This window comes from Pseudomonas citronellolis, from assembly GCF_900112375.1.
In the GTDB taxonomy this organism is placed as follows: domain Bacteria; phylum Pseudomonadota; class Gammaproteobacteria; order Pseudomonadales; family Pseudomonadaceae; genus Pseudomonas; species Pseudomonas citronellolis.
In genome coordinates this window covers 1-25,049 of record NZ_FOLS01000051.1, presented here as the reverse complement: position 1 = coordinate 25,049, position 25,049 = coordinate 1, and the positions used below count along the sequence as shown (strand labels likewise).

The following is a 25,049-nucleotide window of genomic DNA, read 5'->3' as shown; positions in this document are numbered from 1 at the left end:
TCAGGAGTATCCAAGCACTCCGAACAGTCCCCTCTCCCTTCAGGGAGAGGGTTAGGGAGAGGGTGCTCTTTCTCACCGGCCAGCCCCGTTCGCGAGCAAGCTCGCTCCTACGAAAAGCAGCAGCCACCCCCCAAACCCCAGGCGAAAAAAAAGGGACACCACAATCCGTGGCGTCCCTATGAATGGAGAGAGGGCTGAATATCCTCTCGACCGGTGAGACGTGGCGCTGCGGGAAGTCCCATCGCGCCGGGCATAAAAGAAGGGACGGGGGATAGCCCATCCCTGAAGGGTGAGAGGCGGGTACTGCCCCTCGACCGGTGAGTCGTGCCCGGCCCGCGCCGGGCGGTGCATCAGGCGCGCAGCGGGATCAGGCGCGGGGCGATCATGTTTTCCGGGCGCAGGATGTCGGCCAGGGTGGCCTCGTCCAGCAGCTTCTCCTCGCGCACCAGTTCCAGCACGCCGCGGCCGGTTTCCAGCGCCACCTTGGCGATGCGGGTGGCGTTCTCGTAGCCGATGTACGGGTTCAGCGCGGTGACCAGGCCGATGCTGTGCTCCACCAACTGGTGGCAGCGCTCGACGTTGGCGGTGATGCCGGTGATGCAGTGCTCGCGCAGCATGTCCATGGCGCGTTGCAGCAGGCGGATCGAGTCGAAGATCTTGTAGGCGATCAGCGGCTCCATCACGTTCAGCTGCAGCTGGCCGCCCTCGGCGGCGATGGTCAGCGCCAGGTCGTTGCCCATGATCTCGAAGGCGCACATGTTCACCGCCTCCGGGATCACCGGGTTGACCTTGCCCGGCATGATCGAGCTGCCCGGCTGGCGCGGCGGCAGGTTGATCTCGTTGATGCCGGTGCGCGGGCCGCTGGAGAGCAGGCGCAGGTCGTTGCAGATCTTCGACAGCTTGACCGCGGTGCGCTTGAGCATGCCGGAGAACAGCACGAAGGCGCCCATGTCCGAGGTGGCCTCGATCAGGTCGGCGGCCGGCTTCAGCGGCTGGCCGCTGATGGCGGCCAGGCGTTCCACGGCCAGGTGCTGGTAGCCGGGGTCGGCGTTGATGCCGGTGCCGATGGCGGTGCCGCCGAGGTTCACTTCGGTCAGCAGTTCCGGGGCCAGGCGGCGCAGGCGGTCGAGGTCTTCACCCAGGGTGGTGGCGAAGGCGTGGAATTCCTGGCCGAGGGTCATGGGCACCGCGTCCTGCAGCTGGGTGCGGCCCATCTTCAGGACGTTGGCGAACTCCTCGCCCTTGGCGGCGAAGGCCTGGATCAGGCTGTCGAGGCTGGCCAGCAGGGTGTCGTGGCCCAGCAGCAGGCCCAGGCGGATGGCGGTCGGGTAGGCGTCGTTGGTCGACTGCGCCATGTTCACGTCGTTGTTCGGGTGCAGGTACTTGTACTCGCCCTTGGCGTGGCCCATCGCTTCCAGGGCGATGTTGGCGATCACCTCGTTGGCGTTCATGTTGGTGGAGGTACCGGCGCCGCCCTGGATCATGTCCACCACGAACTGGTCGTGGAAGTCACCGCGGATCAGGCGAGCGCAGGCTTCGCTGATGGCGGCGTGTTTCTCGCCGGGCAGGTGGCCCAGCTTGTGGTTCGCATCGGCCGCGGCCTGCTTGACCATCGCCAGGGCGACGACCAGCTTCGGGTAGTGCGACAGCGGCACACCGGAAAGGCGGAAGTTGTTCACAGCGCGCAGGGTCTGGATGCCGTAGTAGGCGTCAGAAGGTACTTCGAGGGTGCCGAGGAGGTCTTTCTCGATGCGGAACGATGCAACAGGGGACATGATGAGATTTTTCTCAGGAGAACACGGTCAGCGCCGCGATGCCCACTAGACTAGGGATTTCGCCGATCGTCGGCCAATGCTGTTGGAAGCTGTCTCATGCACAAACGGCATAATGTATTCTGTGACGACCTGATGACGGCGAGCGTGTGGCCATGCTATGCGCGCCCGTTCATCCACTGACCGATCGATCAAGACCATCCCGCCGCGCCGGGAGGAGACGACGTGAACCTGGAAACCAAATGGCTGGAGGACTTCAGCACCCTGGCCACTACCCGCAGCTTCTCCCAGGCCGCGGAGAGGCGCTTCGTCACCCAGCCGGCCTTCAGCCGGCGCATCCGCAGCCTGGAGGACGCCCTCGGGCTGACCCTGGTGAACCGCCAGCGCACGCCCATCGAGCTGACCGAGGCCGGCCAGCTGTTCCTGGTCACCGCGCGCGCGGTGGTCGAGCAGCTCGGCCAGGTGGTGCGCCACCTGCACCACCTGGAAGGCGGGCAGGGCGAGGTGCTGCAGTTCGCCGCCGCGCACTCCCTGGCCCTGGGCTTCTTCCCGGCGTGGATCGCCCGGCTGCGTGCCGAGGGCCTGAACATCGCCAGCCGCCTGGTGGCGACCAACGTCGGCGAGGCCGTGCACCTGCTGCGCGAGGGCGGCTGCGACCTGATGCTGGCCTTCTACGACCCGGACGCGGCGCTGCAGATGGACCCGGAAGTGTTCCCCTCGCTGCACCTGGGCCGCACCGAGATGCTCCCGGTATGCGCGGTGAACTCCGCCGGCCTGCCGCTGTACGACCTCGACAGCGGCCAGAGCGTGCCGCTGCTGGCCTACAGCGCCGGCGCCTTCCTCGGCCGCGGCGTCAACCTGCTGCTGCGCCAGCGCAACCTGCGCTATACCACGGTCTACGAGACGGCCATGGCCGACAGCCTGAAGAGCATGGCGCTGCAGGGCATGGGCGTGGCCTGGGTACCGCGCCTGAGCATGGAGGCCGAACTGGCCCGAGGCGAGCTGGCAGTGTGCGGCGGCCCGCACTGGGTGGTGCCGCAGGAAATCCGCCTGTACCGCTGCGCCCTGGTGCGCAAGGCGCAGATCCGCCTGCTCTGGCGCAAGCTGGAGGGCGGCCTGGGTCTGGGCGAGAGCGCCTGAGCCGGCCCCGGCGGATGGCCGGGGCTACCAGGTTCATTTGATAAGCATTATCATTTGCGCCTTTGCCAGGGGCTTCCCCTCGCGCCGGCCCCGGCGCGGACCGCTGGCGAGCCCGCAGTCCATGTCCGACCACGAGTCCCCCGTCCGGCCGCCCGCGGCCGAACCGACGGCGCCCGGCGAAAGCGCGGGGCGCGAGGACTTCCTGCGCGTGTTCCTCAGCCAGCGCCCGCGCATGGAGGCCCTGCTGCGCCGCCGCGTGGGCTGCCGGGCGACCGCGGCGGACCTGGTCCAGGAACTCTTCCTGCGCTTCTGGAAACGCCCCCAGGCGCCGGTGGAGGAGATGGGCAGCTATCTGCTGCGCAGCGCGCGCAACCTGGCCATCGACCACCTGCGCGGCGAGGATTCCCGCGGCCGCACCTTGAGCGTGCTGCTGCCCGACGAGGACGCCGCGCAGCCCTCGCCGGAACAGGCCGTGCAGGCCGGCGCCGAGCTGGAGCGCGTCGAACAGGCCCTGCGCGCGCTGCCCGAGCGCACCCGCCACGTGTTCCTGCTCAGCCGCGTGCACGGCCGCACCTACGGCGAGATCGCCGAGGCCATGGGGGTTACCCGCAGCGCCGTGGAAAAACATATGATGCGCGCCCTCGATGCCTGCAAGGCGAGCCTGGAGCCCGCCGAACCGGCCGCCCGCAGCGGAGCCCCACGCCATGACGCCTGACACCCCGACCCTCCCGGCCGACGCCCGGCGCCAGGCGCGCCTGTGGCTGGCGCGCGTGCACGGCGGCGAGGCGGATGCCGGGGCGCTGCGGCGCTGGCTGGACGAGGCCGCGGAACATGCCGAGGCCTACGCCGAGGCCGAGGCGCTGTGGCGCGCCAGCGAGGGCCCGGCGCGGCGCCTGGCGGCGGAGGAGGGCGACGCCCTGCGGGGCTACCTCGACGCCATGCAGCGCCCGCCGCGTGGCCGCCGGCAGGGCAACCCGCGGCGCTGGCTCTACCCGCTGGCCAGCGCCGCCTGCCTGCTGCTGATGCTCTGGGCCGGCGGCTGGTGGCAGCCGGGGCACTGGTACGCCGACCTGGCCGCCGACTACGTCAGCGCGCCGGGCGAAGTCCGCGAGGTGAAGCTGGCCGACGGCTCCACCCTGACGCTCGACGCCGACAGCGCCGTGGCCGTGTCCCTGGACGGCGAGCAGCGCCGCGTCGAACTGCTGCGCGGCGCCGCCTCCTTCGCCGTGCAACACCTGGCCAAGCCCTTCGTGGTGCGGGTGGGCGAGGGCGAGGCGCGGGTGCTGGGCACCGAATTCGAAGTCCGCCGGCTGGGCGACCAGGCCCGCGTCACCGTGGCCGAGGGCCGCGTGGCGGTGCGCGCCAGCCGGGCCGCGGGCGCGCCGGAAGTGGTGTTGGGCGCCGGCGAGCGGGTGAGCTTCGGCGCCACCCTGGGCGCCCCCGAGGCCGCCGACGGCCGCGCCGCTCTGGCCTGGCGCCAGGGCTGGCTGACCTTCTACCGCGCGCCGCTGGGCGAGGTGCTGGAGCGCCTGGCGCCCTGGTACGCCGGGCGCATCCTGCTGCTCGACGACGAGCTGGCGCAGCGCCGCGTCAGCGGCAGCTTCCCCAGCCACGACCCGCAGGCGGCGCTGGATTCGCTGCAGGCCGTGGTGGGCTTCCGCCAGCAGCATCTGCTGGGGCGTTTCGTGCTGATCCGCTGAGCCGCGAAAAATTTTTCCGCCGGGCACTGAGGTACCTGAGGGGCTGCTCCGTGTAGTGGACATGAATGCGATGTATTCGCAGTTGCAATCCGTCCTTCGAGTCCCGAGAAGCCCATGAAAGCGCAGCGTCCCCGTTCCACCCTCAAGCCCCTGACCCTCGCCCTGCTCGGCGCCCTGGCCGGCGTCGCGAACCTGCCGGCGCAGGCCGCCGAACCGGCCGCCGCCAGCCTGCAGTCGCGCTACGCCTTCGCCCTGGCGGCACAGCCGCTGCCCCAGGCGCTGAGCGAATTCAGCCGCGTCACCGGGCTCAGCGTGGTCTACACCGAGGAGGCGCCCTACGCCCTGCAGGCGCCGGCGCTGCGCGGCCAGTACAGCGCCGCCGAGGCCCTGGAGCGCCTGCTGGCCGGCTCCGGCCTGCGCTTCCGCCCGCTGGACGGGCGCAGCGTCACCCTCGAACGCATCCCCGCCGACGCCCTGAGCCTGGACGCCACCACCGTCTCGGCGCTGGCCAATGCCGAACAGAGCTACCAGCCGGCGCCGTTCAGCTCGATCAACCGCGCCGGCACCGCGCTGATGGAAACCCCGCAGAGTATCGTCACGGTGCCGGCCCAGGCGATCCGCGACCAGAGGCCGCGCAACCTCGACGACGCGCTGAACAACATCAGCGGCGTGACCCAGGCCAACACCCTCGGCGGCACCCAGGACGCGGTGATGAAGCGCGGCTTCGGCGACAACCGCGACGGCTCCATCATGCGCGACGGCCTGCCCTCGGTGCTGGGCCGCAACCTCACCGCCACGGCCGACCACGTCGAAGTGCTCAAGGGCCCGGCCTCGCTGCTCTACGGCATCCAGGACCCGGGCGGGGTGGTCAACGTGGTGAGCAAGAAGCCGCAGCTCGAGCAATACAACGCCGTGACCCTGCGCGGCTCCACCTACGCCCACGGCAAGCAGGGCAGCGGCGCGCAGATCGACACGACCGGCGGCATCGGCGACACGCCGCTGGCCTACCGGCTGATCGTCGACCACCAGGACGAGAACTACTGGCGCGACTTCGGCCAGCAGCGCGAAACCCTGGTGGCGCCCTCGCTGGCCTGGTTCGGCGAGGCCACCACCGTCACACTCGGCTACGAGCACCGCGAGTTCAAGACGCCCTTCGACCGCGGCACCGCCATCGACCCCCGGACCAACAAGCCCCTGGACCTGCCGCGCACCCGCCGCCTGGACGAGCCCTTCAACATCACCGAAGGCCGCTCCGACCTGACCCGCCTGGACATCGAGCACCAGCTCGACGAGCAGTGGAAGGCGCGCCTGGCCTACGGCTGGACCCGCGAGACCTATGACGACAACCAGGCGCGGGTGACCGCGGTGAACAGCGCCAAGGGCACCGTCACCCGCCGCGTCGACGGCACCCACGGCGCGGTGAGCAGCGACAGCTTCGCCACCGCCTCGCTGCTGGGCGACGTGCAGCTGGGCGGCTTCCGCCACGAGCTGGTGCTGGGCATGGACAGCGAGAAGCGCAAGATCTACCGCGCCGACCTGATCCGCAGCAGCAGGACCAACACCCTGGACTACAACGACCCGGTCTACGGCCAGGTGTCGCCGGCCACCGACGTCAGCCCCGGCGACAGCGACCAGACCGACAAGCTGCGCAGCGACTCGCTGTTCCTGCAGGATTCCTGGCACCTGGACGAGCACTGGATCCTGGTCGCCGGCGGGCGCTACCAGATGTTCGACCAGTACGCCGGCCGCGGCCGGCCGTTCAAGGCCAACACCGACCTGAACGGGCAGAAGTGGGTGCCGCGCGCCGGCGTGGTCTACCGCTTCGACGACCAGTTCTCGCTGTACGGCAGCTACACCCGCTCGTTCAAGCCCAACTCGACCATCGCGCCGCTGTCCACCGGCCAGGTGATCGACTCGGCGATTCAACCGGAGGAAGCCAGTTCCTGGGAGATCGGCGCGAAAATGGACATTCCCGGGCGCATCAGCGGCAACCTGGCGTTCTTCGACATCCGCAAGCGCAACGTCATGGTCAACCAGCTCGACGCCAACGGCGACACCGTGGTGCGCACCGCCGGCAAGGTGCGCAGCTACGGCGCCGAACTGGACCTGGCCGGCCAGCTCAGCGAACGCTGGAGCCTGCTGGGCAGCTACGCCTGGCTGGACGCGGAAGTCACCGAGGACCCGGAGCTGGAAGGCAACCGCCTGCAGAACGTGGCCAAGCAGACCGCCTCGCTATCGGCGGTGTACGACGCCGGCAGCCTCTTCGGCGGCGACAGGCTGCGCCTGGGCAGCGGCGCCCGCTACGTGGGCAAGCGCGCGGGCGATCCGGCGAATTCCTTCGAGCTGCCGTCCTACACGGTGGCCGATGCCTTCGCCAGCTACGACACCCAGCTGGGCGGGCACAACGTTGGCTTCCAGTTCAATGTGAAGAACGTCTTCAACCGCGAGTACTACCCGTCGGCGGCGAACAACCTCTACGTCGCGGTGGGCGAGCCGCGGCAGTTCGAGGTTTCCACCACCGTGGAGTTTTGACGGGAGGGTCTTTTCGTAGGAGCGGGCTTGCTCGCGAACGGGGTTCTGCCGGTTGGGCTCGGTGTTTGACCTGAAGAGCCCCCTCTCCCTAATCCTCGGCTGCGCGCCCCGCCCTGAAGGGGGAGGGGACCGTTGGGCAGGGCTGGGTGTTCTGGAGTCAGCCGGCAACTCCGTCGGTTTCCGGCTGAAACCATATCTTCTCTCGGCACGGACAAGCCCCCTCTCCCTTCAGGGAGAGGGCTGGGGAGAGGGGGCGGAGTTAACCCAACGCACTAGAGCCGTCGGGAAACACCTTTCGTGAGCAAGAGCTAGGCGCCTACATCTCCACCACAATCCGCCCCTCGATTTCCCCCGCCCGCATCTTGTCGAAAATCCCGTTGATATCCTCCAGCTTCCCGGCGCTCACCGTCGCCTTCACCAACCCCTCGCCAGCGAAGTCCAGCGCCTCCTGCAGGTCCGCGCGGGTGCCGACGATGGAGCCGGTGATGTGCAGGCCCTTGAGCACCACGTCGAAGATCGGCGTGGGGAAGTCGCCCGGCGGCAGGCCGACCAGGGAGATGGTGCCGCCGCGGCGGGCCATGCCGATGCCCTGGCCGAAGGCGCTGTTGGACACCGCCGTCACCAGCACGCCATGGGCGCCGCCGATGTCGCGCTGGACCACTTCCACCGGGTTTTCCTTCTTCGCGTTGATGGTCAGGCTGGCGCCGAGCTTGCGCGCCAGTTCCAGCTTGGCGTCGTCCACGTCCACCGCCACCACGTGCAGGCCCATGGCCTTGGCGTACTGCACCGCGACGTGGCCCAGGCCGCCGATGCCGGAGATGGCCACCCACTGGCCGGGGCGTGCCTTGGTCTCCTTCAGACCCTTGTACACGGTGACGCCCGCGCAGAGGATCGGGGCGATTTCGGTGAAGCCAATGCCCTTGGGCAGGTGGCCGACGAAGTTCGGGTCGGCCAGCACGTATTCGGCGTAGCCGCCGTTCACCGAGTAGCCGGTGTTCTGTTGCTGCGTGCAGAGGGTTTCCCAGCCGGTCAGGCAGTGCTCGCAGCAGCCGCAGGCGGTGTACAGCCAGGGCACGCCGACGCGGTCGCCTTCCTTCACCCGGGTCACCCCGGCGCCCACCGCGGCGACGTAGCCGACGCCCTCGTGGCCGGGAATGAACGGCAGGCTCGGCTTCACCGGCCAGTCGCCCTCGGCGGCGTGCAGGTCGGTGTGGCAGACGCCGGAGGCCTCGATCTTCACCAGGATCTGGCCGGGGCCGGGCAGCGGCACCTTCACTTCTTCCAGGCGCAGCGGCGCGCCGAAGGCGTGCACCACTGCCGCTTTCATGGTCTGGGGCAGGGTCGAGGACATGGCAAGCTCTCCTTGTGCAAACGAACGGGGGCGGGCGAAAGCCGGTCTGCGCCGCGGGTTGCATCAGTCTGAGCCCTTGAGCCTAGGCGATATTGAGCTGGAGCAAGGACCGCGCGCCTCATCCCTTGGTAGCACCCGCCCAACGGCCCGCGCACGGACTCCACGAACGGCGCGGCCTTGCGGTATACTGCGCCGCCTCCGAACCGGCCCCGCTCGTCGGTTCGTCCATGTACAAGCCACGCCCGGGACCGGAATGCGTGGCTTGTTGGTTTTTGACGCGCGGCACGCGCACCACCAAGAGGCACGACGATGAGCGTACTGGTTGGCGTGATCATGGGCTCCAAGTCCGACTGGAGCACCCTTAGTCACACCGCGGACATGCTGGACAAGCTGGGCATCCCCCATGAAGTGAAGGTGGTTTCCGCCCACCGCACCCCGGACCTGCTGTTCCAGTACGCCGAAGAGGCCGAAGGCCGCGGCATCGAGGTGATCATCGCCGGCGCCGGCGGCGCCGCCCACCTGCCGGGCATGTGCGCGGCCAAGACGCACCTGCCGGTGCTCGGCGTGCCGGTGCAGTCGTCCATGCTCTCGGGCGTCGACTCGCTGCTGTCCATCGTGCAGATGCCCGGCGGCGTGCCGGTCGCCACCCTGGCCATCGGCAAGGCCGGCGCCATCAACGCCGCGCTGCTGGCGGCGAGCATCCTCGGCGGCAAGCACCCGCAATACCACGACGCGCTCAAGCGCTTCCGCACCGAGCAGACCACCTCGGTGCTGGACAACCCCGACCCCCGCGAGGCCTGAGCAGAACCATGAAGATCGGTGTCATCGGTGGCGGCCAGCTGGGCCGCATGCTGTCCCTGGCGGGCACCCCGCTGGGCATGGATTTCGCCTTCCTCGACCCGGCGCCGGACGCCTGCGCCCAGGCCCTGGGTGAGCACATCCGCGCGGACTACAGCGACCAGGACCACCTGCGCCAGCTGGCCGACGAAGTGGACCTGGTGACCTTCGAGTTCGAGAGCGTGCCGGCCGAGACCGTGGCCTTCCTCTCGCAGTTCGTCCCGGTGTACCCCAGTGCCGAGGCGCTGCGCATCGCCCGCGACCGCTGGTTCGAGAAGTCGATGTTCAAGGACCTGGGCATTCCCACCCCGGCCTTCGCCGACATCCAGTCCCAGGCCGACCTCGACGCCGCCGCGGCCAGCATCGGCCTGCCGGCGGTGCTCAAGACGCGCACCCTGGGCTACGACGGCAAGGGCCAGAAGGTCCTGCGCAAGCCCGAGGACGTGACCGGCGCCTTCGCCGAACTGGGCAGCGTGCCCTGCATCCTCGAAGGCTTCGTGCCCTTCACCGGCGAAGTCTCGCTGGTGGCGGTGCGCGCCCGCGACGGCGAGACGCGCTTCTACCCGCTGGTGCACAACACCCACGAGAACGGCATCCTGCGCCTGTCCGTGGCCAGCAGCGAGCACCCGCTGCAGAAGCTGGCCGAGGAATACGTCGGCCGCGTGCTGGACAAGCTGGACTACGTCGGCGTGCTGGCCTTCGAGTTCTTCGAGGTGGACGGCGGCCTGAAGGCCAACGAGATCGCCCCGCGCGTGCACAACTCCGGGCACTGGACCATCGAAGGCTCCGAGTGCAGCCAGTTCGAGAACCACCTGCGCGCCGTGGCCGGCCTGCCGCTGGGCTCCACCGCCAAGGTGGGCGAGAGCGCCATGCTCAACTTCATCGGCGAAGTGCCGCCGGTGGAAAAGGTGCTGAGCATCGCCGATTGCCACCTGCACCACTACGGCAAGGCCTTCAAGGCCGGGCGCAAGGTCGGCCACGCCACCCTGCGCAGCAAGGACCTGGCCACCCTCAAGGCGCGCATCGGCGAAGTCGAAGCCCTTATCGGCAAGGGCTGACGCGCTCGGCCGCCCGCTTCTCATGGCGGGCGGCCGCGCGGAACGCCAGGCTTTCCTACACTGTCAGACAAGGACGCGCCGGTTGGCGCGTCCACCCACAGGAGGGAAAGCCATGGGTTTAATCGGAACCATCGTCATCGGCCTGATCGTCGGCCTCATCGCCCGTTTCCTGAAGCCGGGGGACGACAGCATGGGCTGGATCATGACCATTCTGCTGGGCATCGGCGGCTCGCTGCTGGCCACCTATGGCGGCCAGGCCTTGGGCATCTACCAGGCCGGGCAGACCGCCGGGTTCATCGGCGCGGTGGTCGGCGCGGTGATCCTGCTGGTCATCTACGCCTTCGTGAAGAAGAACTGAGGCTCTACGCCGGGTAGCGCTTCGCGCTGGTCATTTGCCCGGCGATCCCCAAGAATGTGCGCCGATTCCCGCTCGCCCGGCCCGGGCGGGCGGTGAAGGTCATCCGCCGTCTTCCCGTTGCGTGGGCGCCCGCTGCCGGCGCCCGAGAGCCCATTCATGCGCCGTACCCTGCTTGCCTGCAGCCTCGTGCTGCTCACCGGCCTGGCCCATGCCGCCGACATCCCGGAAACCGACTGGCTGCAACTGATGCCGCCCAGCGACCGCAAGGCGCTGGAGGAAATGCCCGAGATCGACCACAACAGCCCGGAAGCCGCCGGCACCTTCACCCAGAAACAGGGCGGCCTGAAGCAGAAGGGCAAGCTGCCGCAGGTGATGTTCTCGACCAAGACGGTCGCCGCGCTGGACGGCAAGCAGATCCGCCTCGGCGGCTATCCGGTGCCCCTGGAGAACGACGCCAAGGGCCGCGTCACCGAATTCTTCCTGGTGCCCTACCCGGGCGCCTGCATCCACGTACCGCCGCCGCCGCCGAACCAGATCGTGCTGGTGCGCTACCCCAAGGGCATGAAGATCGACGACATCTACAGCCCGCTGTGGGTGACCGGCAAGCTGAAGGTGGAGAAGGTCAGCAACGACATGGCGGATGCGGCCTATGCGATGGACGAGGCCAAGGTGCGGGCTGTGCAGGATAGTGATCTGTAGGCCTGGCTCTTCGCTCTTCGTAGGAGCGAGCTTGCTCGCGAACGGTGTTTCCCGGAAGTATTGGTGTTTCGGATTGACTCCGTTCCCTCTCCCCAGCCCTGGCTGCGCGCCCCGCTCCGAAGGGAGAGGGGGCTTGTCCGTGCCGAGAGAAGGAATGGTTTCAGCCGGCAATCTCTGTGCTAGCCGGCTGACTCCAAAGCATCAGCGTCTGCCCAACGGTCCCCTCTCCCTTCAGGGAGAGGGTTAGGGAGAGGGCGCTCTTCAGGCCAAGCACCGAAGCCACCAGGAAACCCGGTTCGCGAGCAAGCTCGCTCCTACGAAAAGAAAGCGCGGCCCTAACCCTCCAGCCCCTCGCTCCAGATCTCCACGCTCATCGTCTCGCTACGCCCCGGCGCCACGCTCAGCACGTCGTCCCAGACCCTTGCCGTCTCGATGCACAACATCCGCTGCCAGGCATCGTCGGCGAACTGCGACAGGCGTTGCGCCTTGTCCACCCAGGGGTTCCACAGCACCGCCGAGCGCGAGTGCCCGGCCTGGATGTGGATGCCGCGCTGCCACTGCGGGTCGCGGATCACCAGGGGCCGGTCGACGTCCAGGTAGATGCGGTCGGTCTCGCCCTGGATGCGCACCAGGCCGTCCTGGCGGCGTTCCTCCCAGTTCTCCAGCGTCTCGATGTAGCGGCAGCCCTGCAGGCCGTCGACGCTCACCTGGCGAACGTCGCTGACGGCGAAGTAGGTGTGCAGCGCCTGGCTCAGGGCCAGCGGCTTGTCGCCGAGGTTGCGGGTGGTCAGTTCCAGGCCCAGGCGTTCGCCGAAGCGCATCACCAGGCTCAGTTCGGCGGAGTGGGCCCAGCCCGGCAGGCCATGCTGGGCGTCGAGCTTCCAGTGCACGGCCAGCGCGCCCTGTTCGTCGGCGATGTCCTCCAGTTGCCAGTCGATGCCGCGTACCAGGCCGTGGGCCGGCGGCTGGTCGCCTGCGTATTCGGTGCGCACCTGCACCGGGTTGCGCGCCAGGTCGCCGAACCACGGCCAGCACACCGGCACGCCGCCGCGCAGGGACTGGCTGCGCTTGTAGCCGGCCTGCTCGCTGAGCCACACCAGCGGAGGCTGCTCGTGGGGCTGGTAGCTGAGCAACTGGGCGCCCTGCTGGGCGATCAGCGCTTCGCCGAACTCGGTGTGGATGCGCCAGCAGGGCAGCTCGTCGATGGTGGTCTGTTCGACGCGGGGAGTGGTGTATGGGCTGCTCATGGGGGGCCTCCGGCACAGCAAGGGGAAAGGATTCAGTATCACCGATCCCCCGGCGGCCGGGCAGTTCCCCGAAAAGGCTTTTTTCAGCCCTGGCGCAGGCTTTCCAGGCCGCGCTTCTGGCGCCCCTGGGCGTCGAAGTTGGCCGCGTCGAGCCAGGCTTCGAAGGCCGCCTGGCGCACCGGCCACTCGCTGTCGAGGATGGAGAACCAGGCGCTGTCGCGGTTGCGGTCCTTGATCACCATGTGCTGGCGGAAGGTGCCCTCGTAGGTGAAGCCCAGGCGCTCGGCGGCGCGCATGGAGCGGGCGTTCAGCGCGTTGCACTTCCACTCCAGGCGCCGGTAGCCCAGCTCGAAGGCGCGCCGGGCCAGCAGGTACACCGCCTCGGTGGAGGCCGGGCTGCGCTGCATGACGCGGCCGAAGGCGATGTGGCCGATCTCGATCAGGCCGTCCTTGGGGGTGATGCGCAGGAAGCTCAGCAGGCCGGTGACGCGGCCGCTGTTGCGTTCGCGCACGGCGTAGAACTGCGGGTCGGCGCTGGCGGCGTTGCCGGCGATCCAGGCGTCGAAGGTGGCACGCTCGGGGAAGGGGCCGTAGGGCAGGTAGTCCCATAGCACGGGGTCGGATTCCGGGCCTTGCAGGGCTTCCCACAGGTCGTCGCCGTGGCGCGCGGCGTCCAGCGGCTCCAGGTCGAGGTAGCAGCCGTTCAGGGTTTCCCGGGCCGGGGCGGGCACCGGTTGCCAGTGCAGGGCGGGTTGGGCGTCGGTCATGGTCGCGCTCCGGTCAGAGGATCTTGCGGTACTGCACGAAGCCGGAGCGGTCGGCGATCCGGTCGTACAGGTGCATGGCGTCGGTATTGGTCTCGTGGGTCAGCCAGTGCACCCGCGAGGCACCGGCCTCACGGGCCGCGGCGTAGACGTGCTCGATCAGCTCGCGGCCGACGCCGCCGCCGCGCAGGCCTTCGTGGACGTAGAGGTCCTGCAGGTAGACGTAGTCGCCCTGGGTCCAGCAGGAGCGGTGGAAGATGTAGTGGACCATGCCGATGGCCTCGCCGTCGCGCCAGGCGAGGGCGGCGTGCATGGGCTCGGCGGGGTCGAGGAAGCGCTGCCAGGTGACGGCGCTGGTGGCGTCGTCGATCACGGTCTTGTAGAAGCGCTGGTAGCCCTGCCAGAGCGGCAGCCAGGCGGCGTGATCGTCGGCGCTGACGAGGCGGATTTCGAGCGGTGCGGTCATGGGATGGCCTTTGTCCTTGGGGTCTGGCTCCAGACTAGAGCGGGAATTGGTTCCGCTAAAGAGCCATTCATGGTCCAATTCGAGGAGCCATTTCCGGAGCCCGCCATGAACGCCCCGCTGCCTTTCGATCCGTCCGGCATCCGCCTGGACCCTGCCAGGGGGCTGGGCCAGCAGCTGTTCCAGGCGCTGCGCGAACGCATCCTCGACGGCCGCCTCGCCGCGCGCTCGCGGCTGCCGGCCAGCCGTGACCTGGCCGCCGCCCTGGGTGTGTCGCGCAACACCGTGGTGCGCGCCTACGAGCAGCTCTACGCCGAGGGCTACATCGAAGGCCGCACCGGCGATGGCACCTACGTCGCCGAACGCGTGCAGCCACGCAGCGCGCCCACCCCGCAACCCGGCAAGGTGCCCGAGGTGGCGGCGCTGGAACGCCTGCAACGGCACCACCTGCCCAGGCCGCCGCAAGGTGCGCCGCGGGCCTTCCGCGTCGGCGTGCCGGCCTTCGACCTGTTCCCCTTCGAGACCTGGGCGCGGTTGCAGGCGCGTTTCTGGCGCGAGCCGCCGGCGGACTGCCTGGGCTATGGCGACGCCGCCGGCGAATGGCGCCTGCGCGAGCTGATCGCCGCCTACCTGCGCAGCGCGCGCGGCCTGCATTGCGAGGCGGGGCAGATAATAGTCACCAGCGGCGCGCAGCAGGCTATCGCCCTGTGCGCCCAGGTGCTGCTCGCCGAGGGCGACCACGCGGCCATCGAGAACCCCGGCTACCGCGCCGCTGGCCATGCCTTCGCCACTGCCGGCGCGCACCTGCACGGGGTGGCGGTGGACGGGGAGGGCCTGCGCACCGAGCAACTGCGCGAGCTGCCGGACTGCCGGCTGGTCTACCTCACCTCCTCGCACCAGTACCCCACCGGCGTCACCCTGTCGCTGGCGCGGCGCCTGGCTCTGCTGGAGTGGGCCGAGCGCAGCGGCGGCTGGATAGTCGAGGACGACTACGACGGCGAGTACCGCTACGCCGGCACCCCGCTGATGCCGCTGGCGGCGCTCGACCGCCAGCAGCGCGTGCTCTACGTCGGCACCTTCTGCAAGATCGCCTTCCCCGCGCTGCGCCTGGGCTACCTGGTGGTGCCGCCGGCCCTGGCCGAGGCCTTCGCCCGCCGTCGCGCCCTCGACGTGCGGCATTCGGAGGTCGGCACCCAGCGGGTGATGGCCGACTTCATCGCCGAAGGCCACTTCCAGCGCCACGTGCGGCGCATGCGCCGGGCCGCCCGGGCGCGGCGCGACGCCCTGCTGCGCGGCTGGCCGGAGGTGCCCGGCTGCGCGCCCATGCCGCCGGTGGAGGCGGGGCTGCACCTGTGCGTGCGGGTGGAAAGCCGCGAGCGCGAGCGCTGGCTGGTGGCGCGCGCGTTGCAGGCCGGGGTGGAGGTCAACGCGCTGAGCGACTACTGGCTGCCCGAGTCGACGGAGCCTGAAGACGAGCGCGCCGGCCTGGTCATGGGCTTCGCCGCCGTGCCCGAGGCGCGCATAGCCGAAGCCCTGAAGGCCCTGCGCAAGGCCTGGCACCTCCCGCTTTCGTAGGAGCGAGCTTGCTCGCGAACCTGTTTCGTCGCGAGGCCATTCGCGAGCAAGCTCGCTCCTACGAAGAGCCTCGGGGCTTTTCCTCGCGCTCGGCCCAGTAGGTCTGGCTGTGCCCGCGGCCCTGGTACTCAAGAGCCAGGGCCTCGGCTTCGTCGCGGCTCAGGTCGCGGCGCACGACGAAGCGGTTGCCGTTGTCGTCCAGGCGCCACAGGCACCAGTCGCGCGCTTCAGGCATCGAAGGTCGAGGTCTTGCGCAGGCGCAGCGCGAGCAGGATCAGCAGCACGCCGAAGAACAGCGCGTAGGCGCCGATCACCCAGACCACCGCCACCGCGCCGGCGCCGGGGTTGGCGATCATCAGCACGCCGAACAGCACCGACAGCGCGCCCGACAGCCCCAGCCACCATTCGTTGGCCAGGCTCCTGCGCAGGCGGAAGGCGGCGATGATCTGCAGCACGCCGGTGGCCAGCGCCCAGCCGGCGATCAGCATCAGCAGGCCCAGCGCCGTCAGCGCCGGCCAGAAGAGCGCCACCAGCCCAGCCAGCACGCCCAGCGCGCCGACCAGCCACAGCGGCCAGATCGGCCGTTGCGACTCGCGCATGCTGGCCGCGGCGATCAGGGTGAACACGCCGTCGACGAAGGCGTAGGCGCCCCAGACGATGACCAGCACGGTGAGGGCGATGCCCGGCCAGGCGATGGCCAGCACGCCGAACAGCACCGCGGCCACGCCGCGCAGGGCGATCCATTTCCAGTGCCGGCCCAGGGCTTGCCACAGGGGATGATCGTTCATGGGTTTCTCCAGCGGGGTTCGCCAGAAACCATAGCAGCCCCGCGCCAGAGGACGCTTTTCGTAGGAGCGAGCTTGCTTGCGAACGGGCCGCGTGCCGAGAGGATTCGCGAGCAAGCTCGCTCCTACGAAGAGCCGGAGCTAAAAGAAAGCCCGGCGCGAGGGCCGGGCGAAAGGGCCTGCCATGGGCAGGCAGGTGGCGTCGGGCGGGACGCCACCGGGGAGCCTTGGATCAGCCGGCCGCCAGCTCGCCGCCGGTCTCCGGGCGCTTGCCGTGCAGGCGCTCGTAGTCGGCGCGCATGGCCTTGTGCAGGCCGAACATGAACAGGACCAGCACCGCCGAGAAGGGCAGCCCGGCCAGCACCACCACCGTCTGCATGGCGGTGAAGTTGCCGGCGAACAGCAGGCCGATGGTCACCAGGGTGACGATCGCCGACCAGAGGATGCGCAGCCAGTTCGGCGCGTCCTCGTCCAGGTCGCCGCCCTCGCGGGACAGGTTGGCCAGCATCACCGAGCCGGAGTCCGCCGGGGTGAGGAACAGCACGAAGCCGACGAAGATCGACACGCCGATCACCACCTTGGCGAAGGGGTAGTGCTCCAGCAGCAGGTAGATCGACATCGACGGCTGCTCCAGGGCGGCTTTGCCGAGGTCGGCGGCGCCGTGGTTCATCACCAGGTCCAGCGCGCTGTTGCCGAACACCGAGAGCCAGGCCAGGGTGAAGCCCAGCGGGATCAGCAGCACGCCGCAGACCAGCTCGCGCACCGTGCGCCCGCGGGAGATGCGCGCCACGAACATGCCGACGAAGGGCGCCCAGGAAATCCACCAGGCCCAGTAGAACAGGGTCCATAGGCCCAGCCATTCCTCGCTCTTGGCGGCGCTGCCGCCGGTGTAGACGTAGAGGTCGAAGGTCTTGAGGATCAGCCCGTTGAGATAGTCGCCCAGGTTCTGCACGAAGCCGTTGAGCAGCTCCAGGGTCGAGCCGCAGACCAGCACGAACACCAGCAGCGAGCTGAACAGCACGATGTTCAGGTTGGACAGCCGGCGGATGCCCTTCTCGATGCCGGAGACCGCCGCCAGGGTGGCCACCAGGCTCATCACCAGCAGTACGATCAGCAGCGTGGTCTTCGAGTGCTCCATGCCGGTCAGGTATTCCAGGCCGGAGGACACCTGCAGCGCGCCGATCCCCAGGTTGGTGACCAGGCCCAGCAGGGTGACGAAGATGCCGAAGATGTCCACTGCGTGGCCGCCGGCGCCCTTCACCCAGCGCTCGCCGAGGATCGGCAGCAGCGCCGAACGCAGGGCCAGCGGCTGGCGGTGGCGGTAGGCGAAGTAACCCACGGCCAGGCCGACCAGGGCATAGATCGCCCAGCCGTGCAGGCCCCAGTGCAGGAAGGTCAGCTGCAGCGCCTGGCGCGCCGCCTGCGGGCTGCCGGCGACGCCTTCGGGCGGGTGGTAGAGGTGGTCGATCGGCTCGGACGCGGCGAAGTACAGCAGCGAGATGCCGATCCCCGAGGAGAACAGCATGCCGGCCCAGGCGCCGTAGCTGAAATCGGGCTTCTCATGGTCGGCGCCGAGCTTCAGCGTGCCGTAGCGCGAGAAGGCGACCCACACGACGAAGAACAGGTAGGCCCCGATGGCCAGCATGTAGTACCAGCCGAAGCTGTGCGACAGCCAGGCCTGGGTGCGGGCCAGGGCGGCGCCGGCGCTGTCCGGGAAGAAGATCAGGATGGCAGTCAGAACCAGGATCAGGGCGGTGGAGCCGAAGAACACGATCGGGTTCAGACGGGCCTGCTCGTTTGTTTTTCTTGGCGAAGCAGAACTCATTTTTCAGGGGGACCCCATGGCAGTGAACGCATGGCGGCCGGCGACAGTGCGCGAGGCACGGCGACGGGCCGCGAACCACAGACACAGCATTGCCGCCGCGACACTTCCGGGCAGGATTCTGCGATCCTTGCCGGTTTGGACGCATCGCGGTGATGAACGGCTCGGGCCCGCTTGCACGCAAAGGCTCGGGGAGGTTCACGGAGCGCAGCTTATTCTTAGTTGATTGAACGTTCAATAAAAACAAAATAGACTGGCCCACAGTGACGCCGGACGGCACAGCCACGTCCCGCGTGAGGAGATATATCAATATGCCCAAGGTCGGTATGCAGCCGATTCGCCGTTCGCAACTGATCCACGCCACCCTCGAGGCCGTGGACCAGGTTGGCATGAGCGACGCCAGCATCGCCCTGATCGCCCGCCTGGCGGGGGTCTCCAACGGCATCATCAGCCACTACTTCCAGGACAAGAATGGCCTCCTGGAGGCGACGATGCGGCATCTGATGTCGGCTTTGAGCAAGGCCGTGCGCGAGCGTCGCGCTAGCCTGCGAACCGACGATCCGCGCGCCCACCTGCGGGCGATCGTCGCCGGCAACTTCGACAACAGCCAGGTCAACGGCCCGGCCATGAAGACCTGGCTGGCGTTCTGGGCTAGCAGCATGCACCAGCCGTCCCTGCGCCGGCTGCAGCGGATCAACGACCACAGGCTGTATTCCAACCTGTGCTGCCAGTTCCGCCGCGAGCTGCCGCTGGACCAGGCGCGCCGCGCCGCCCGTGGCCTGGCCGCGCTGATCGACGGCCTGTGGCTGCGCGGCGCGCTGTCGGGCGATGCCTTCGACACCGAGCAGGCGCTGGCTATCGCCTACGACTATCTCGACCAACAACTGGCCAAGCGCACCGGATAGCGGGCGCGGCCTTCGTGCACAGACCATAAGAGAGGACAACCGACCCATGGCTCGATTCGACGTTCAGAAGCTCTACATTGGCGGCCGCTACGTGGAGGCCAGCAGTGGCGCCACCTTCGAGACCGTCAACCCGGCCAACGGGGAGGTCCTCGCCCTGGTGCAGCGGGCTTCGAAGGAAGACGTCGAGCGCGCCGTCGCCAGCGCCGTCGAAGGCCAGAAGGTCTGGGCGGCGATGACCGCCATGCAGCGCTCGCGCATCCTGCGTCGCGCCGTGGACATCCTCCGCCAGCGCAACGACGAGCTGGCCGAGCTGGAAACCCTGGACACCGGCAAGCCGCTGGCCGAGACGCGCAACGTCGACATCGTCACCGGCGCCGACGTGCTCGAGTACTACGCCGGCCTGGTCCCGGCCATCGAAGGCGAGCAGATCCCGCTGCGCGAGAGCAGCTTCGTCTACACCCGCCGCGAGCCGCTGGGCGTGGTCGCCGGCATCGGCGCCTGGAATTACCCGATCCAGATCGCCCTGTGGAAATCCGCCCCGGCCCTGGCCGCGGGCAACGCGATGATCTTCAAGCCCAGCGAAGTCACCCCGCTGAGCGTGCTCAAGCTGGCCGAAATCTATACCGAGGCCGGCCTGCCCGACGGCGTGTTCAACGTGCTCACCGGCAGCGGCCGCGAGGTCGGCCAGTGGCTGACCGAGCACCCGCTGATCGAGAAGATCTCCTTCACCGGCGGCACCTCCACCGGCAAGAAGGTCATGGCCAGCGCCTCCAGCTCCTCGCTCAAGGAAGTCACCATGGAGCTGGGCGGCAAGTCGCCGCTGATCATCTTCGACGACGCCAACCTCGAGCGCGCCGCCGACATCGCCGTCATGGCCAACTTCTTCAGCTCCGGCCAGGTCTGTACCAACGGCACCCGCGTGTTCGTCCCGCGCAGCCTGCAGGCGCGCTTCGAGGAGAAGGTGCTGGAGCGCGTCAAGCGCATCCGCCTGGGCAGCCCGCAGGACGAGAACACCAACTTCGGCCCGCTGGTCAGCTTCCCGCACATGGAGAGCGTGCTCGGCTACATCCAGACCGGCAAGGAACAGAAGGCCCGCCTGCTGTGCGGTGGTGAGCGCGTCACCGAGGGCGAGTTCGGCAATGGCGCCTACGTCGCGCCGACTGTGTTCACCGACTGCCGTGACGACATGACCATCGTCCGTGAGGAAATCTTCGGCCCGGTGATGAGCATCCTCGTCTACGACAGCGAGGAAGAGGTCATCTGCCGCGCCAACGACACCGAATACGGCCTGGCCGCCGGCGTCGTCACCCAGGACCTGGCCCGCGCCCACCGGGTGATCCACCGCCTGGAGGCGGGCATCTGCTGGATCAACACCTGGGGCGAGTCGCCGGCGGAAATGCCGGTGGGCGGCTACAAGCAATCCGGCGTCGGTCGCGAGAACGGCCTGACCACCCTGGCTCATTACACTCGGATCAAATCCGTGCAGGTAGAGCTGGGCGACTACGCCTCGGTGTTCTGACCACCGCGATCGAGCCCTGAGCGGCCGGTCGCCACGACGACCGGCCTTCCGACCTTCAGACACCGGCGCGCCATGCGTCGCGGGCGGTGTCGTGCCCAGAAAAAGAGGTAGGCCTGCATGACCCAGGAATACGACTACATCATCATCGGCGCCGGTTCCGCCGGTAACGTCCTCGCCACCCGCCTGACCGAGGACGCGGACGTCAGCGTGCTGCTGCTCGAAGCCGGCGGCCCGGACTACCGCGCCGACTTCCGCACCCAGATGCCCGCCGCGCTGGCCTACCCGCTGCAGGGCCGCCGTTACAACTGGGCGTACCTCACCGACCCCGAGCCGCACATGAACAACCGCCGCATGGAATGCGGGCGCGGCAAGGGCCTGGGCGGCTCCTCGCTGATCAACGGCATGTGCTACATCCGCGGCAACGCCATGGACTTCGACGGCTGGGCGAAAGAGAAGGGCCTGGAGGACTGGACCTACCTCGACTGCCTGCCGTACTTCCGCAAGGCGGAAACCCGCGACATCGGCCCCAACGACTACCACGGCGGCGACGGCCCGGTCAGCGTGACCACGCCCAAGGCCGGCAACAACCCGCTGTTCCACGCCATGGTCGAGGCCGGCGTGCAGGCCGGCTACCCGCGTACCGAAGACCTCAACGGCTACCAGCAGGAAGGCTTCGGCCCGATGGACCGCACCGTGACCCCCCAGGGCCGCCGCGCCAGCACCGCCCGCGGCTACCTGGACCAGGCCCGCGAGCGCGCCAACCTGACCATCGTCACCCACGCCCTGAGCGACCGCATCCTGTTCAGCGGCAAGCGCGCCATCGGCGTCAGCTACCTGCTGGGCGACGACAATGCGCCGAAGGAGGCCCGCGCGCGCCGCGAAGTGCTGGTGTGTTCCGGCGCCATCGCCTCGCCGCAACTGCTGCAACGCTCCGGCGTCGGCCCTGCGACCGTGCTGCGCGACCTGGGCATCGAAGTGGTGCACGACCTGCCGGGCGTTGGCCAGAACCTCCAGGATCACCTGGAGATGTACCTGCAGTACGCCTGCAAGGAGCCGGTCTCGCTGTACCCGGCATTGCAGTGGTGGAACCAGCCGCAGATCGGCGCCGAGTGGATGTTCCTCGGCACCGGCCTGGGCGCCAGCAACCAGTTCGAGGCCGGCGGTTTCATCCGCACCCGCGACGAGTTCGAATGGCCGAACATCCAGTACCACTTCCTGCCGGTGGCGATCAATTACAACGGCAGCAACGCGGTGAAGGAGCACGGCTTCCAGGCCCACGTCGGCTCCATGCGCTCGCCCAGCCGCGGGCGCATCCAGCTGACCTCGCGCGACCCGCGCAAGCACCCGAGCATCCTTTTCAACTACATGTCCAGCGAGCAGGACTGGCAGGAGTTCCGCGACGCCATCCGCATCACCCGCGAGATCATGGCGCAGCCGGCGCTGGACGCCTACCGCGGCCGCGAACTGAGCCCGGGGCTGGACAAGAAGAGCGACGCCGAACTGGACGCCTTCGTCCGCGAGCACGCGGAAACCGCCTTCCACCCCTCCTGCTCGTGCAAGATGGGCGAGGACGACATGGCGGTGGTCGACGCCCAGGGCCGCGTGCACGGCATGGAAGGGCTGCGCGTGGTGGATGCGTCGATCATGCCGCTGATCATCACCGGCAACCTCAACGCCACCACCATCATGATCGCCGAGAAGATCGCCGACCGCATCCGCGGCCGCCAGCCGCTGCCGCGCAGCACCGCGGACTACTACAAGGCCAACGGCGCGCCGGTACGCGGCAAGCCGACGCGGGCTTGAGTTCCGAGCGGGAATAGGGAAGGGCGCCACGAGTTGGCGCCTTTCTTTTATGAGTGTCGAGGCAAGGCAAGAGGTGGACGGCTAGCACCGAACTTCATGCCTGCAGCGGACAAGCCCCCTCTCCCTTCAGGGAGAGGGCTGGGGATAGGGAAAAGCGATATCAGGATGGAGCGGAACTATTCACCACTCCGAACGAGGATAACCCTCACCCCCGCCGCGGCGGCACCGGCCGCGTCCGCCCGCTGCCATCGATGGCCACGAACACGAACACCGCCTCGGTGACCTTGCGCCACTCGCTGGACAGCGGATCGTCGCTCCACACTTCCACCAGCATGCGGATCGAGCTGCGCCCGACCTCCAGCGTCTGGGTATAGAAGGACAGCTGCGCGCCCACCGCCACCGGCACCAGGAAGGCCATGCGGTCGATCGCCACCGTGGCTACGCGGCCGCCGGCGATGCGGCTGGCCATGGCGGTGCCGGCGAGGTCCATCTGCGACACCAGCCAGCCACCGAAGATATCGCCGAAACCATTGGTCTCGCGCGGCAGCGCGGTGATCTGCAGCGCCAGGTCGCCCTGCGGGATGGGGTCTTCTTGTTCAAGCTCGATCATAGGTAAGGGCCTCGTGCCCCGACGGTCTCGATTCAAGGAAAGGAAAAGCTCTCCCAAGAGTCCTGTAAAAGTGGTTTCCTACAGAAACTTGGGACAGCTTTCTGATCGGCCCCGCGCATGTGGCACCGGCATTATATAGAGGCCGGCCTGCGGCAGCGACCGCAGAATGCCTGATGACAATGTTGCGCTGACGCGCTCCCATTTGCCATGGTTCGCCCTCGGCGTTCCCTGTCAGCGCCGCCAACCTGCCGAGAAGCCTTGCGATGCCTTCTGCGAATACCACCGCTGCCCGTCCGCTGACCCGCAGCGACTACAAGACCCTGTCCCTTTCCGCCCTGGGCGGCGCCCTGGAGTTCTACGACTTCATCATCTTCGTGTTCTTCGCCACGGTGGTGGGCAAGCTGTTCTTCCCCGCCGACATGCCCGAGTGGCTGCGCCAGCTGCAGACCTTCGGCCTGTTCGCCGCCGGCTACCTGGCGCGGCCGCTGGGCGGCATCGTCATGGCTCACTTCGGCGATCTGCTCGGGCGCAAGAAGATGTTCACCCTGAGTATCTTCCTGATGTCGGTGCCCACGCTGCTCATGGGTGTGCTGCCGACCTACGAACAGATCGGCATCTGGGCGCCGCTGGCCCTGTTGCTGCTGCGCGTGGTGCAGGGCGCTGCCATCGGCGGCGAGGTGCCCGGGGCCTGGGTGTTCGTTTCCGAACACGTGCCCGCGCGCAACGTCGGCTTCGCCTGCGGCACCCTGACCGCAGGGTTGACCGCGGGCATCCTCATCGGTTCGCTGATGGCCACCCTCATCAACAGCCTCTACAGCGCCGAAGAAGTGCTGGCCTACGCCTGGCGCATCCCCTTCCTGCTCGGTGGCATCTTCGGCCTGTTCTCCGTCTACCTGCGCCGCTGGTTGCACGAGACCCCGGTGTTCGCCGAGCTGCAGCAACGCAAGCAACTGGCCGACGAGGTGCCCCTGGGCGTGGTGGTGCGCGAGCACCGTCCGGCGGTGGCCATCTCCATGCTGCTCACCTGGCTGCTGTCGGCGGCCATAGTCGTGGTCATCCTCATGACGCCTTCGGTGCTGCAGTCGGTCTACGGCGTCCCGGCGGCCACCTCGCTCAAGGCCAACAGCCTGGCGATCATCTTCCTCACCGCGGGCTGCATCCTCGCCGGGCGCATCGTCGACCGCATCGGCGGCGGGCGCACCTTCATCGGCGGCAGCCTGCTGCTGGGCGTGACCTCGTGGTTCTTCTACAGCAGCCTGAAGACCCATCCGGACTGGCTCTTCCCTTTATATGCGCTGGCCGGCTTGTGCGTCGGCATCGTCGGCGCCGTGCCCTACGTCATGGTCAAGGCCTTCCCGCCGGTGGTGCGCTTCAGCGGCCTGTCCTTCTCCTACAACCTGTCCTACGCCATCTTCGGCGGCCTCACGCCGATGGTCGTGGCGCTGCTGATGAAGGAAGACCCCATGGGCCCCGCCTACTATGTAGCCGCGCTGTGCCTGGTCGGCTTCCTCACCGGCTGCTTCCTGCTGCGCCAGGAGCGCCTGGCTGGCGAGGCCTCCCTGGTTGCAAATTGATCATTCGGACAGCTTTTTCAGAAAAGATTCAAAAAGTCGTTGACGGGCATTCTGAAGTCCCTATAATGCGCACCACTCCCAGCGACGAAGCGCTGAAAGGGCTTGAAAATCAAGCACTTAAGCAGGTTCGAAGTTAGGGGTGGTGATCAGGCCGGTGATTCACTTGCCGCCTTTGGGTTCGACAGCTGCTCCGGCAGCGAGCCAAAAGGAAGATTGCCGAGGTGCTTGACAGCGAGTTTGATCGCTGTAGAATGCGCCTCCCGCTGACGAGAAGCTCCGGCCGATCGACAGCGCAAGCGGTTGAGTAGGAACGAAAAATTCTGAAAATAACGCTTGACGAAATAAGAGGTTGGCGTAGAATGCGCGGCCTCGGTTGAGACGAAAGCCTTAACCAACTGCTCTTTAACAAGTTGAATCAAGCAATTCGTGTGGGTGCTTGTGAGTTAAGACTGGTGATCGCAAGATTATCAGCATCACAAGTAACACTCGTGAATTCGAGAGTTTTTTGCGATTGCTGAGCCAAGTTTAGGGTTTT

At 68.2% G+C, this 25,049-nt stretch carries 23 protein-coding genes; 13 read left to right on the top strand and 10 right to left on the bottom strand.

Translation table 11 applies throughout. From position 1 onward, the window contains the following. Nucleotides 1-350: 350 nt before the first annotated feature. Nucleotides 351-1,775 (bottom strand): aspartate ammonia-lyase, encoded by a 1,425-nt coding sequence (locus tag BM060_RS30655; protein WP_009614250.1) that lies wholly within the window; start codon nucleotides 1,773-1,775, stop codon nucleotides 351-353. Nucleotides 1,776-1,997: 222 nt separating this feature from the next. Between BM060_RS30655 and BM060_RS30650 the strand changes: the two genes are divergently transcribed. From BM060_RS30650 to BM060_RS30635, 4 genes are all read left to right on the top strand, one after another. Continuing rightward, nucleotides 1,998-2,912, top strand: a complete 915-nt coding sequence (locus BM060_RS30650; RefSeq protein ID WP_074986109.1) for a LysR substrate-binding domain-containing protein — start codon at nucleotides 1,998-2,000, stop codon at nucleotides 2,910-2,912. Between the two features lie 121 nt (nucleotides 2,913-3,033). Next, nucleotides 3,034-3,627, top strand: a complete 594-nt coding sequence (locus tag BM060_RS30645) for an RNA polymerase sigma factor (protein WP_074986107.1) — start codon at nucleotides 3,034-3,036, stop codon at nucleotides 3,625-3,627. After that, on the top strand, nucleotides 3,617-4,612 hold the full coding sequence (locus BM060_RS30640) for a FecR family protein (RefSeq protein ID WP_074986104.1): 996 nt from the start codon (nucleotides 3,617-3,619) through the stop codon (nucleotides 4,610-4,612). The genes BM060_RS30645 and BM060_RS30640 overlap by 11 nt, the downstream gene beginning before the upstream one ends. 114 nt (nucleotides 4,613-4,726) lie before the next feature. Next, nucleotides 4,727-7,144, top strand: a complete 2,418-nt coding sequence (locus BM060_RS30635; RefSeq protein WP_074986102.1) for a TonB-dependent siderophore receptor — start codon at nucleotides 4,727-4,729, stop codon at nucleotides 7,142-7,144. Nucleotides 7,145-7,460: 316 nt separating this feature from the next. Here the strand turns inward: BM060_RS30635 and adhP are convergent, their stop codons facing one another. Then, nucleotides 7,461-8,495 carry an alcohol dehydrogenase AdhP gene (gene adhP / locus BM060_RS30630; RefSeq protein WP_009614247.1) on the bottom strand — a complete coding sequence of 345 codons (1,035 nt, stop codon included), beginning with the start codon at nucleotides 8,493-8,495 and terminating at the stop codon, nucleotides 7,461-7,463. Nucleotides 8,496-8,804: 309 nt separating this feature from the next. Here adhP and purE point away from each other — a divergent pair, with 309 nt between their 5' ends. From purE to BM060_RS30610, 4 genes are all read left to right on the top strand, one after another. Then, nucleotides 8,805-9,296 (top strand): 5-(carboxyamino)imidazole ribonucleotide mutase, encoded by a 492-nt coding sequence (gene purE / locus BM060_RS30625; protein ID WP_009614245.1) that lies wholly within the window; start codon nucleotides 8,805-8,807, stop codon nucleotides 9,294-9,296. An 8-nt stretch (nucleotides 9,297-9,304) separates the two neighbouring features. Continuing rightward, a complete protein-coding gene (locus BM060_RS30620) occupies nucleotides 9,305-10,390 on the top strand; it encodes a 5-(carboxyamino)imidazole ribonucleotide synthase (protein ID WP_074986100.1) in 1,086 nt (361 codons plus the stop codon). 112 nt (nucleotides 10,391-10,502) lie between these two features. Further along, a complete protein-coding gene (locus BM060_RS30615; protein WP_074986098.1) occupies nucleotides 10,503-10,748 on the top strand; it encodes a GlsB/YeaQ/YmgE family stress response membrane protein in 246 nt (81 codons plus the stop codon). 156 nt (nucleotides 10,749-10,904) lie between these two features. After that, nucleotides 10,905-11,447 carry a DUF3299 domain-containing protein gene (locus BM060_RS30610; RefSeq protein ID WP_074986096.1) on the top strand — a complete coding sequence of 181 codons (543 nt, stop codon included), beginning with the start codon at nucleotides 10,905-10,907 and terminating at the stop codon, nucleotides 11,445-11,447. A 335-nt stretch (nucleotides 11,448-11,782) separates the two neighbouring features. Here the strand turns inward: BM060_RS30610 and BM060_RS30605 are convergent, their stop codons facing one another. The 3 genes from BM060_RS30605 to BM060_RS30595 form a co-directional block, all read right to left on the bottom strand. Continuing rightward, nucleotides 11,783-12,694 carry a D-hexose-6-phosphate mutarotase gene (locus BM060_RS30605; protein ID WP_074986094.1) on the bottom strand — a complete coding sequence of 304 codons (912 nt, stop codon included), beginning with the start codon at nucleotides 12,692-12,694 and terminating at the stop codon, nucleotides 11,783-11,785. 83 nt (nucleotides 12,695-12,777) lie between these two features. Next, a complete protein-coding gene (locus BM060_RS30600) occupies nucleotides 12,778-13,461 on the bottom strand; it encodes a GNAT family N-acetyltransferase (protein ID WP_074986092.1) in 684 nt (227 codons plus the stop codon). 13 nt (nucleotides 13,462-13,474) lie between these two features. Continuing rightward, on the bottom strand, nucleotides 13,475-13,924 hold the full coding sequence (locus BM060_RS30595; protein WP_043315953.1) for a GNAT family N-acetyltransferase: 450 nt from the start codon (nucleotides 13,922-13,924) through the stop codon (nucleotides 13,475-13,477). A 105-nt stretch (nucleotides 13,925-14,029) separates the two neighbouring features. Between BM060_RS30595 and pdxR the strand changes: the two genes are divergently transcribed. Next, nucleotides 14,030-15,496 (top strand): MocR-like pyridoxine biosynthesis transcription factor PdxR, encoded by a 1,467-nt coding sequence (gene pdxR / locus BM060_RS30590; RefSeq protein WP_074986128.1) that lies wholly within the window; start codon nucleotides 14,030-14,032, stop codon nucleotides 15,494-15,496. Nucleotides 15,497-15,554: 58 nt separating this feature from the next. On the opposite strand, the gene BM060_RS33110 is transcribed toward pdxR, so the two are convergent. From BM060_RS33110 to BM060_RS30580, 3 genes are all read right to left on the bottom strand, one after another. Continuing rightward, nucleotides 15,555-15,731, bottom strand: coding sequence for a hypothetical protein (locus BM060_RS33110; protein WP_167858392.1), 177 nt, complete (start codon nucleotides 15,729-15,731; stop codon nucleotides 15,555-15,557). After that, a complete protein-coding gene (locus BM060_RS30585; protein ID WP_074986091.1) occupies nucleotides 15,724-16,284 on the bottom strand; it encodes an HdeD family acid-resistance protein in 561 nt (186 codons plus the stop codon). Before BM060_RS30585 ends, BM060_RS33110 begins: the two co-directional genes overlap by 8 nt. 229 nt (nucleotides 16,285-16,513) lie before the next feature. Further along, nucleotides 16,514-18,052, bottom strand: coding sequence for a BCCT family transporter (locus BM060_RS30580; protein WP_074986090.1), 1,539 nt, complete (start codon nucleotides 18,050-18,052; stop codon nucleotides 16,514-16,516). A 362-nt stretch (nucleotides 18,053-18,414) separates the two neighbouring features. On the opposite strand from BM060_RS30580, the gene betI reads away from it, so the two are divergent. From betI to betA, 3 genes are all read left to right on the top strand, one after another. Continuing rightward, nucleotides 18,415-19,008, top strand: coding sequence for a transcriptional regulator BetI (betI, locus tag BM060_RS30575; RefSeq protein ID WP_043270284.1), 594 nt, complete (start codon nucleotides 18,415-18,417; stop codon nucleotides 19,006-19,008). Nucleotides 19,009-19,054: 46 nt separating this feature from the next. Continuing rightward, nucleotides 19,055-20,527: a betaine-aldehyde dehydrogenase gene (betB, locus tag BM060_RS30570; protein ID WP_074986088.1), complete on the top strand. Its 1,473-nt coding sequence runs from the start codon at nucleotides 19,055-19,057 to the stop codon at nucleotides 20,525-20,527. Nucleotides 20,528-20,644: 117 nt separating this feature from the next. Next, nucleotides 20,645-22,330, top strand: a complete 1,686-nt coding sequence (gene betA, locus BM060_RS30565) for a choline dehydrogenase (RefSeq protein ID WP_074986085.1) — start codon at nucleotides 20,645-20,647, stop codon at nucleotides 22,328-22,330. Between the two features lie 205 nt (nucleotides 22,331-22,535). On the opposite strand, the gene BM060_RS30560 is transcribed toward betA, so the two are convergent. After that, nucleotides 22,536-22,940, bottom strand: coding sequence for an acyl-CoA thioesterase (locus BM060_RS30560; RefSeq protein WP_009614218.1), 405 nt, complete (start codon nucleotides 22,938-22,940; stop codon nucleotides 22,536-22,538). A 263-nt stretch (nucleotides 22,941-23,203) separates the two neighbouring features. Between BM060_RS30560 and BM060_RS30555 the strand changes: the two genes are divergently transcribed. Continuing rightward, nucleotides 23,204-24,514, top strand: a complete 1,311-nt coding sequence (locus tag BM060_RS30555; RefSeq protein ID WP_074986082.1) for an MFS transporter — start codon at nucleotides 23,204-23,206, stop codon at nucleotides 24,512-24,514. Between the two features lie 146 nt (nucleotides 24,515-24,660). On the opposite strand, the gene BM060_RS33105 is transcribed toward BM060_RS30555, so the two are convergent. Beyond that, nucleotides 24,661-24,933 (bottom strand): hypothetical protein, encoded by a 273-nt coding sequence (locus BM060_RS33105; protein ID WP_177224372.1) that lies wholly within the window; start codon nucleotides 24,931-24,933, stop codon nucleotides 24,661-24,663. Nucleotides 24,934-25,049 lie beyond the last annotated feature (116 nt).

Bases quoted from the DNA above. Each gene is read 5' to 3' on its own strand.
- BM060_RS30655 (WP_009614250.1), bottom strand. From the start codon at position 1,775: ATGTCCCCTGTTGCATCGTTCCGCATCGAGAAAGACCTCCTCGGCACC.
- BM060_RS30645 (WP_074986107.1), top strand. From the start codon at position 3,034: ATGTCCGACCACGAGTCCCCCGTCCGGCCGCCCGCGGCCGAACCGACG.
- BM060_RS30640 (WP_074986104.1), top strand. From the start codon at position 3,617: ATGACGCCTGACACCCCGACCCTCCCGGCCGACGCCCGGCGCCAGGCG.
- BM060_RS30635 (WP_074986102.1), top strand. From the start codon at position 4,727: ATGAAAGCGCAGCGTCCCCGTTCCACCCTCAAGCCCCTGACCCTCGCC.
- adhP (WP_009614247.1), bottom strand. From the start codon at position 8,495: ATGTCCTCGACCCTGCCCCAGACCATGAAAGCGGCAGTGGTGCACGCC.
- purE (WP_009614245.1), top strand. From the start codon at position 8,805: ATGAGCGTACTGGTTGGCGTGATCATGGGCTCCAAGTCCGACTGGAGC.
- BM060_RS30620 (WP_074986100.1), top strand. From the start codon at position 9,305: ATGAAGATCGGTGTCATCGGTGGCGGCCAGCTGGGCCGCATGCTGTCC.
- BM060_RS30615 (WP_074986098.1), top strand. From the start codon at position 10,503: ATGGGTTTAATCGGAACCATCGTCATCGGCCTGATCGTCGGCCTCATC.
- BM060_RS30610 (WP_074986096.1), top strand. From the start codon at position 10,905: ATGCGCCGTACCCTGCTTGCCTGCAGCCTCGTGCTGCTCACCGGCCTG.
- BM060_RS30605 (WP_074986094.1), bottom strand. From the start codon at position 12,694: ATGAGCAGCCCATACACCACTCCCCGCGTCGAACAGACCACCATCGAC.
- BM060_RS30600 (WP_074986092.1), bottom strand. From the start codon at position 13,461: ATGACCGACGCCCAACCCGCCCTGCACTGGCAACCGGTGCCCGCCCCG.
- BM060_RS30595 (WP_043315953.1), bottom strand. From the start codon at position 13,924: ATGACCGCACCGCTCGAAATCCGCCTCGTCAGCGCCGACGATCACGCC.
- pdxR (WP_074986128.1), top strand. From the start codon at position 14,030: ATGAACGCCCCGCTGCCTTTCGATCCGTCCGGCATCCGCCTGGACCCT.
- BM060_RS33110 (WP_167858392.1), bottom strand. From the start codon at position 15,731: ATGCCTGAAGCGCGCGACTGGTGCCTGTGGCGCCTGGACGACAACGGC.
- BM060_RS30585 (WP_074986091.1), bottom strand. From the start codon at position 16,284: ATGAACGATCATCCCCTGTGGCAAGCCCTGGGCCGGCACTGGAAATGG.
- betI (WP_043270284.1), top strand. From the start codon at position 18,415: ATGCCCAAGGTCGGTATGCAGCCGATTCGCCGTTCGCAACTGATCCAC.
- betB (WP_074986088.1), top strand. From the start codon at position 19,055: ATGGCTCGATTCGACGTTCAGAAGCTCTACATTGGCGGCCGCTACGTG.
- betA (WP_074986085.1), top strand. From the start codon at position 20,645: ATGACCCAGGAATACGACTACATCATCATCGGCGCCGGTTCCGCCGGT.
- BM060_RS30560 (WP_009614218.1), bottom strand. From the start codon at position 22,940: ATGATCGAGCTTGAACAAGAAGACCCCATCCCGCAGGGCGACCTGGCG.
- BM060_RS30555 (WP_074986082.1), top strand. From the start codon at position 23,204: ATGCCTTCTGCGAATACCACCGCTGCCCGTCCGCTGACCCGCAGCGAC.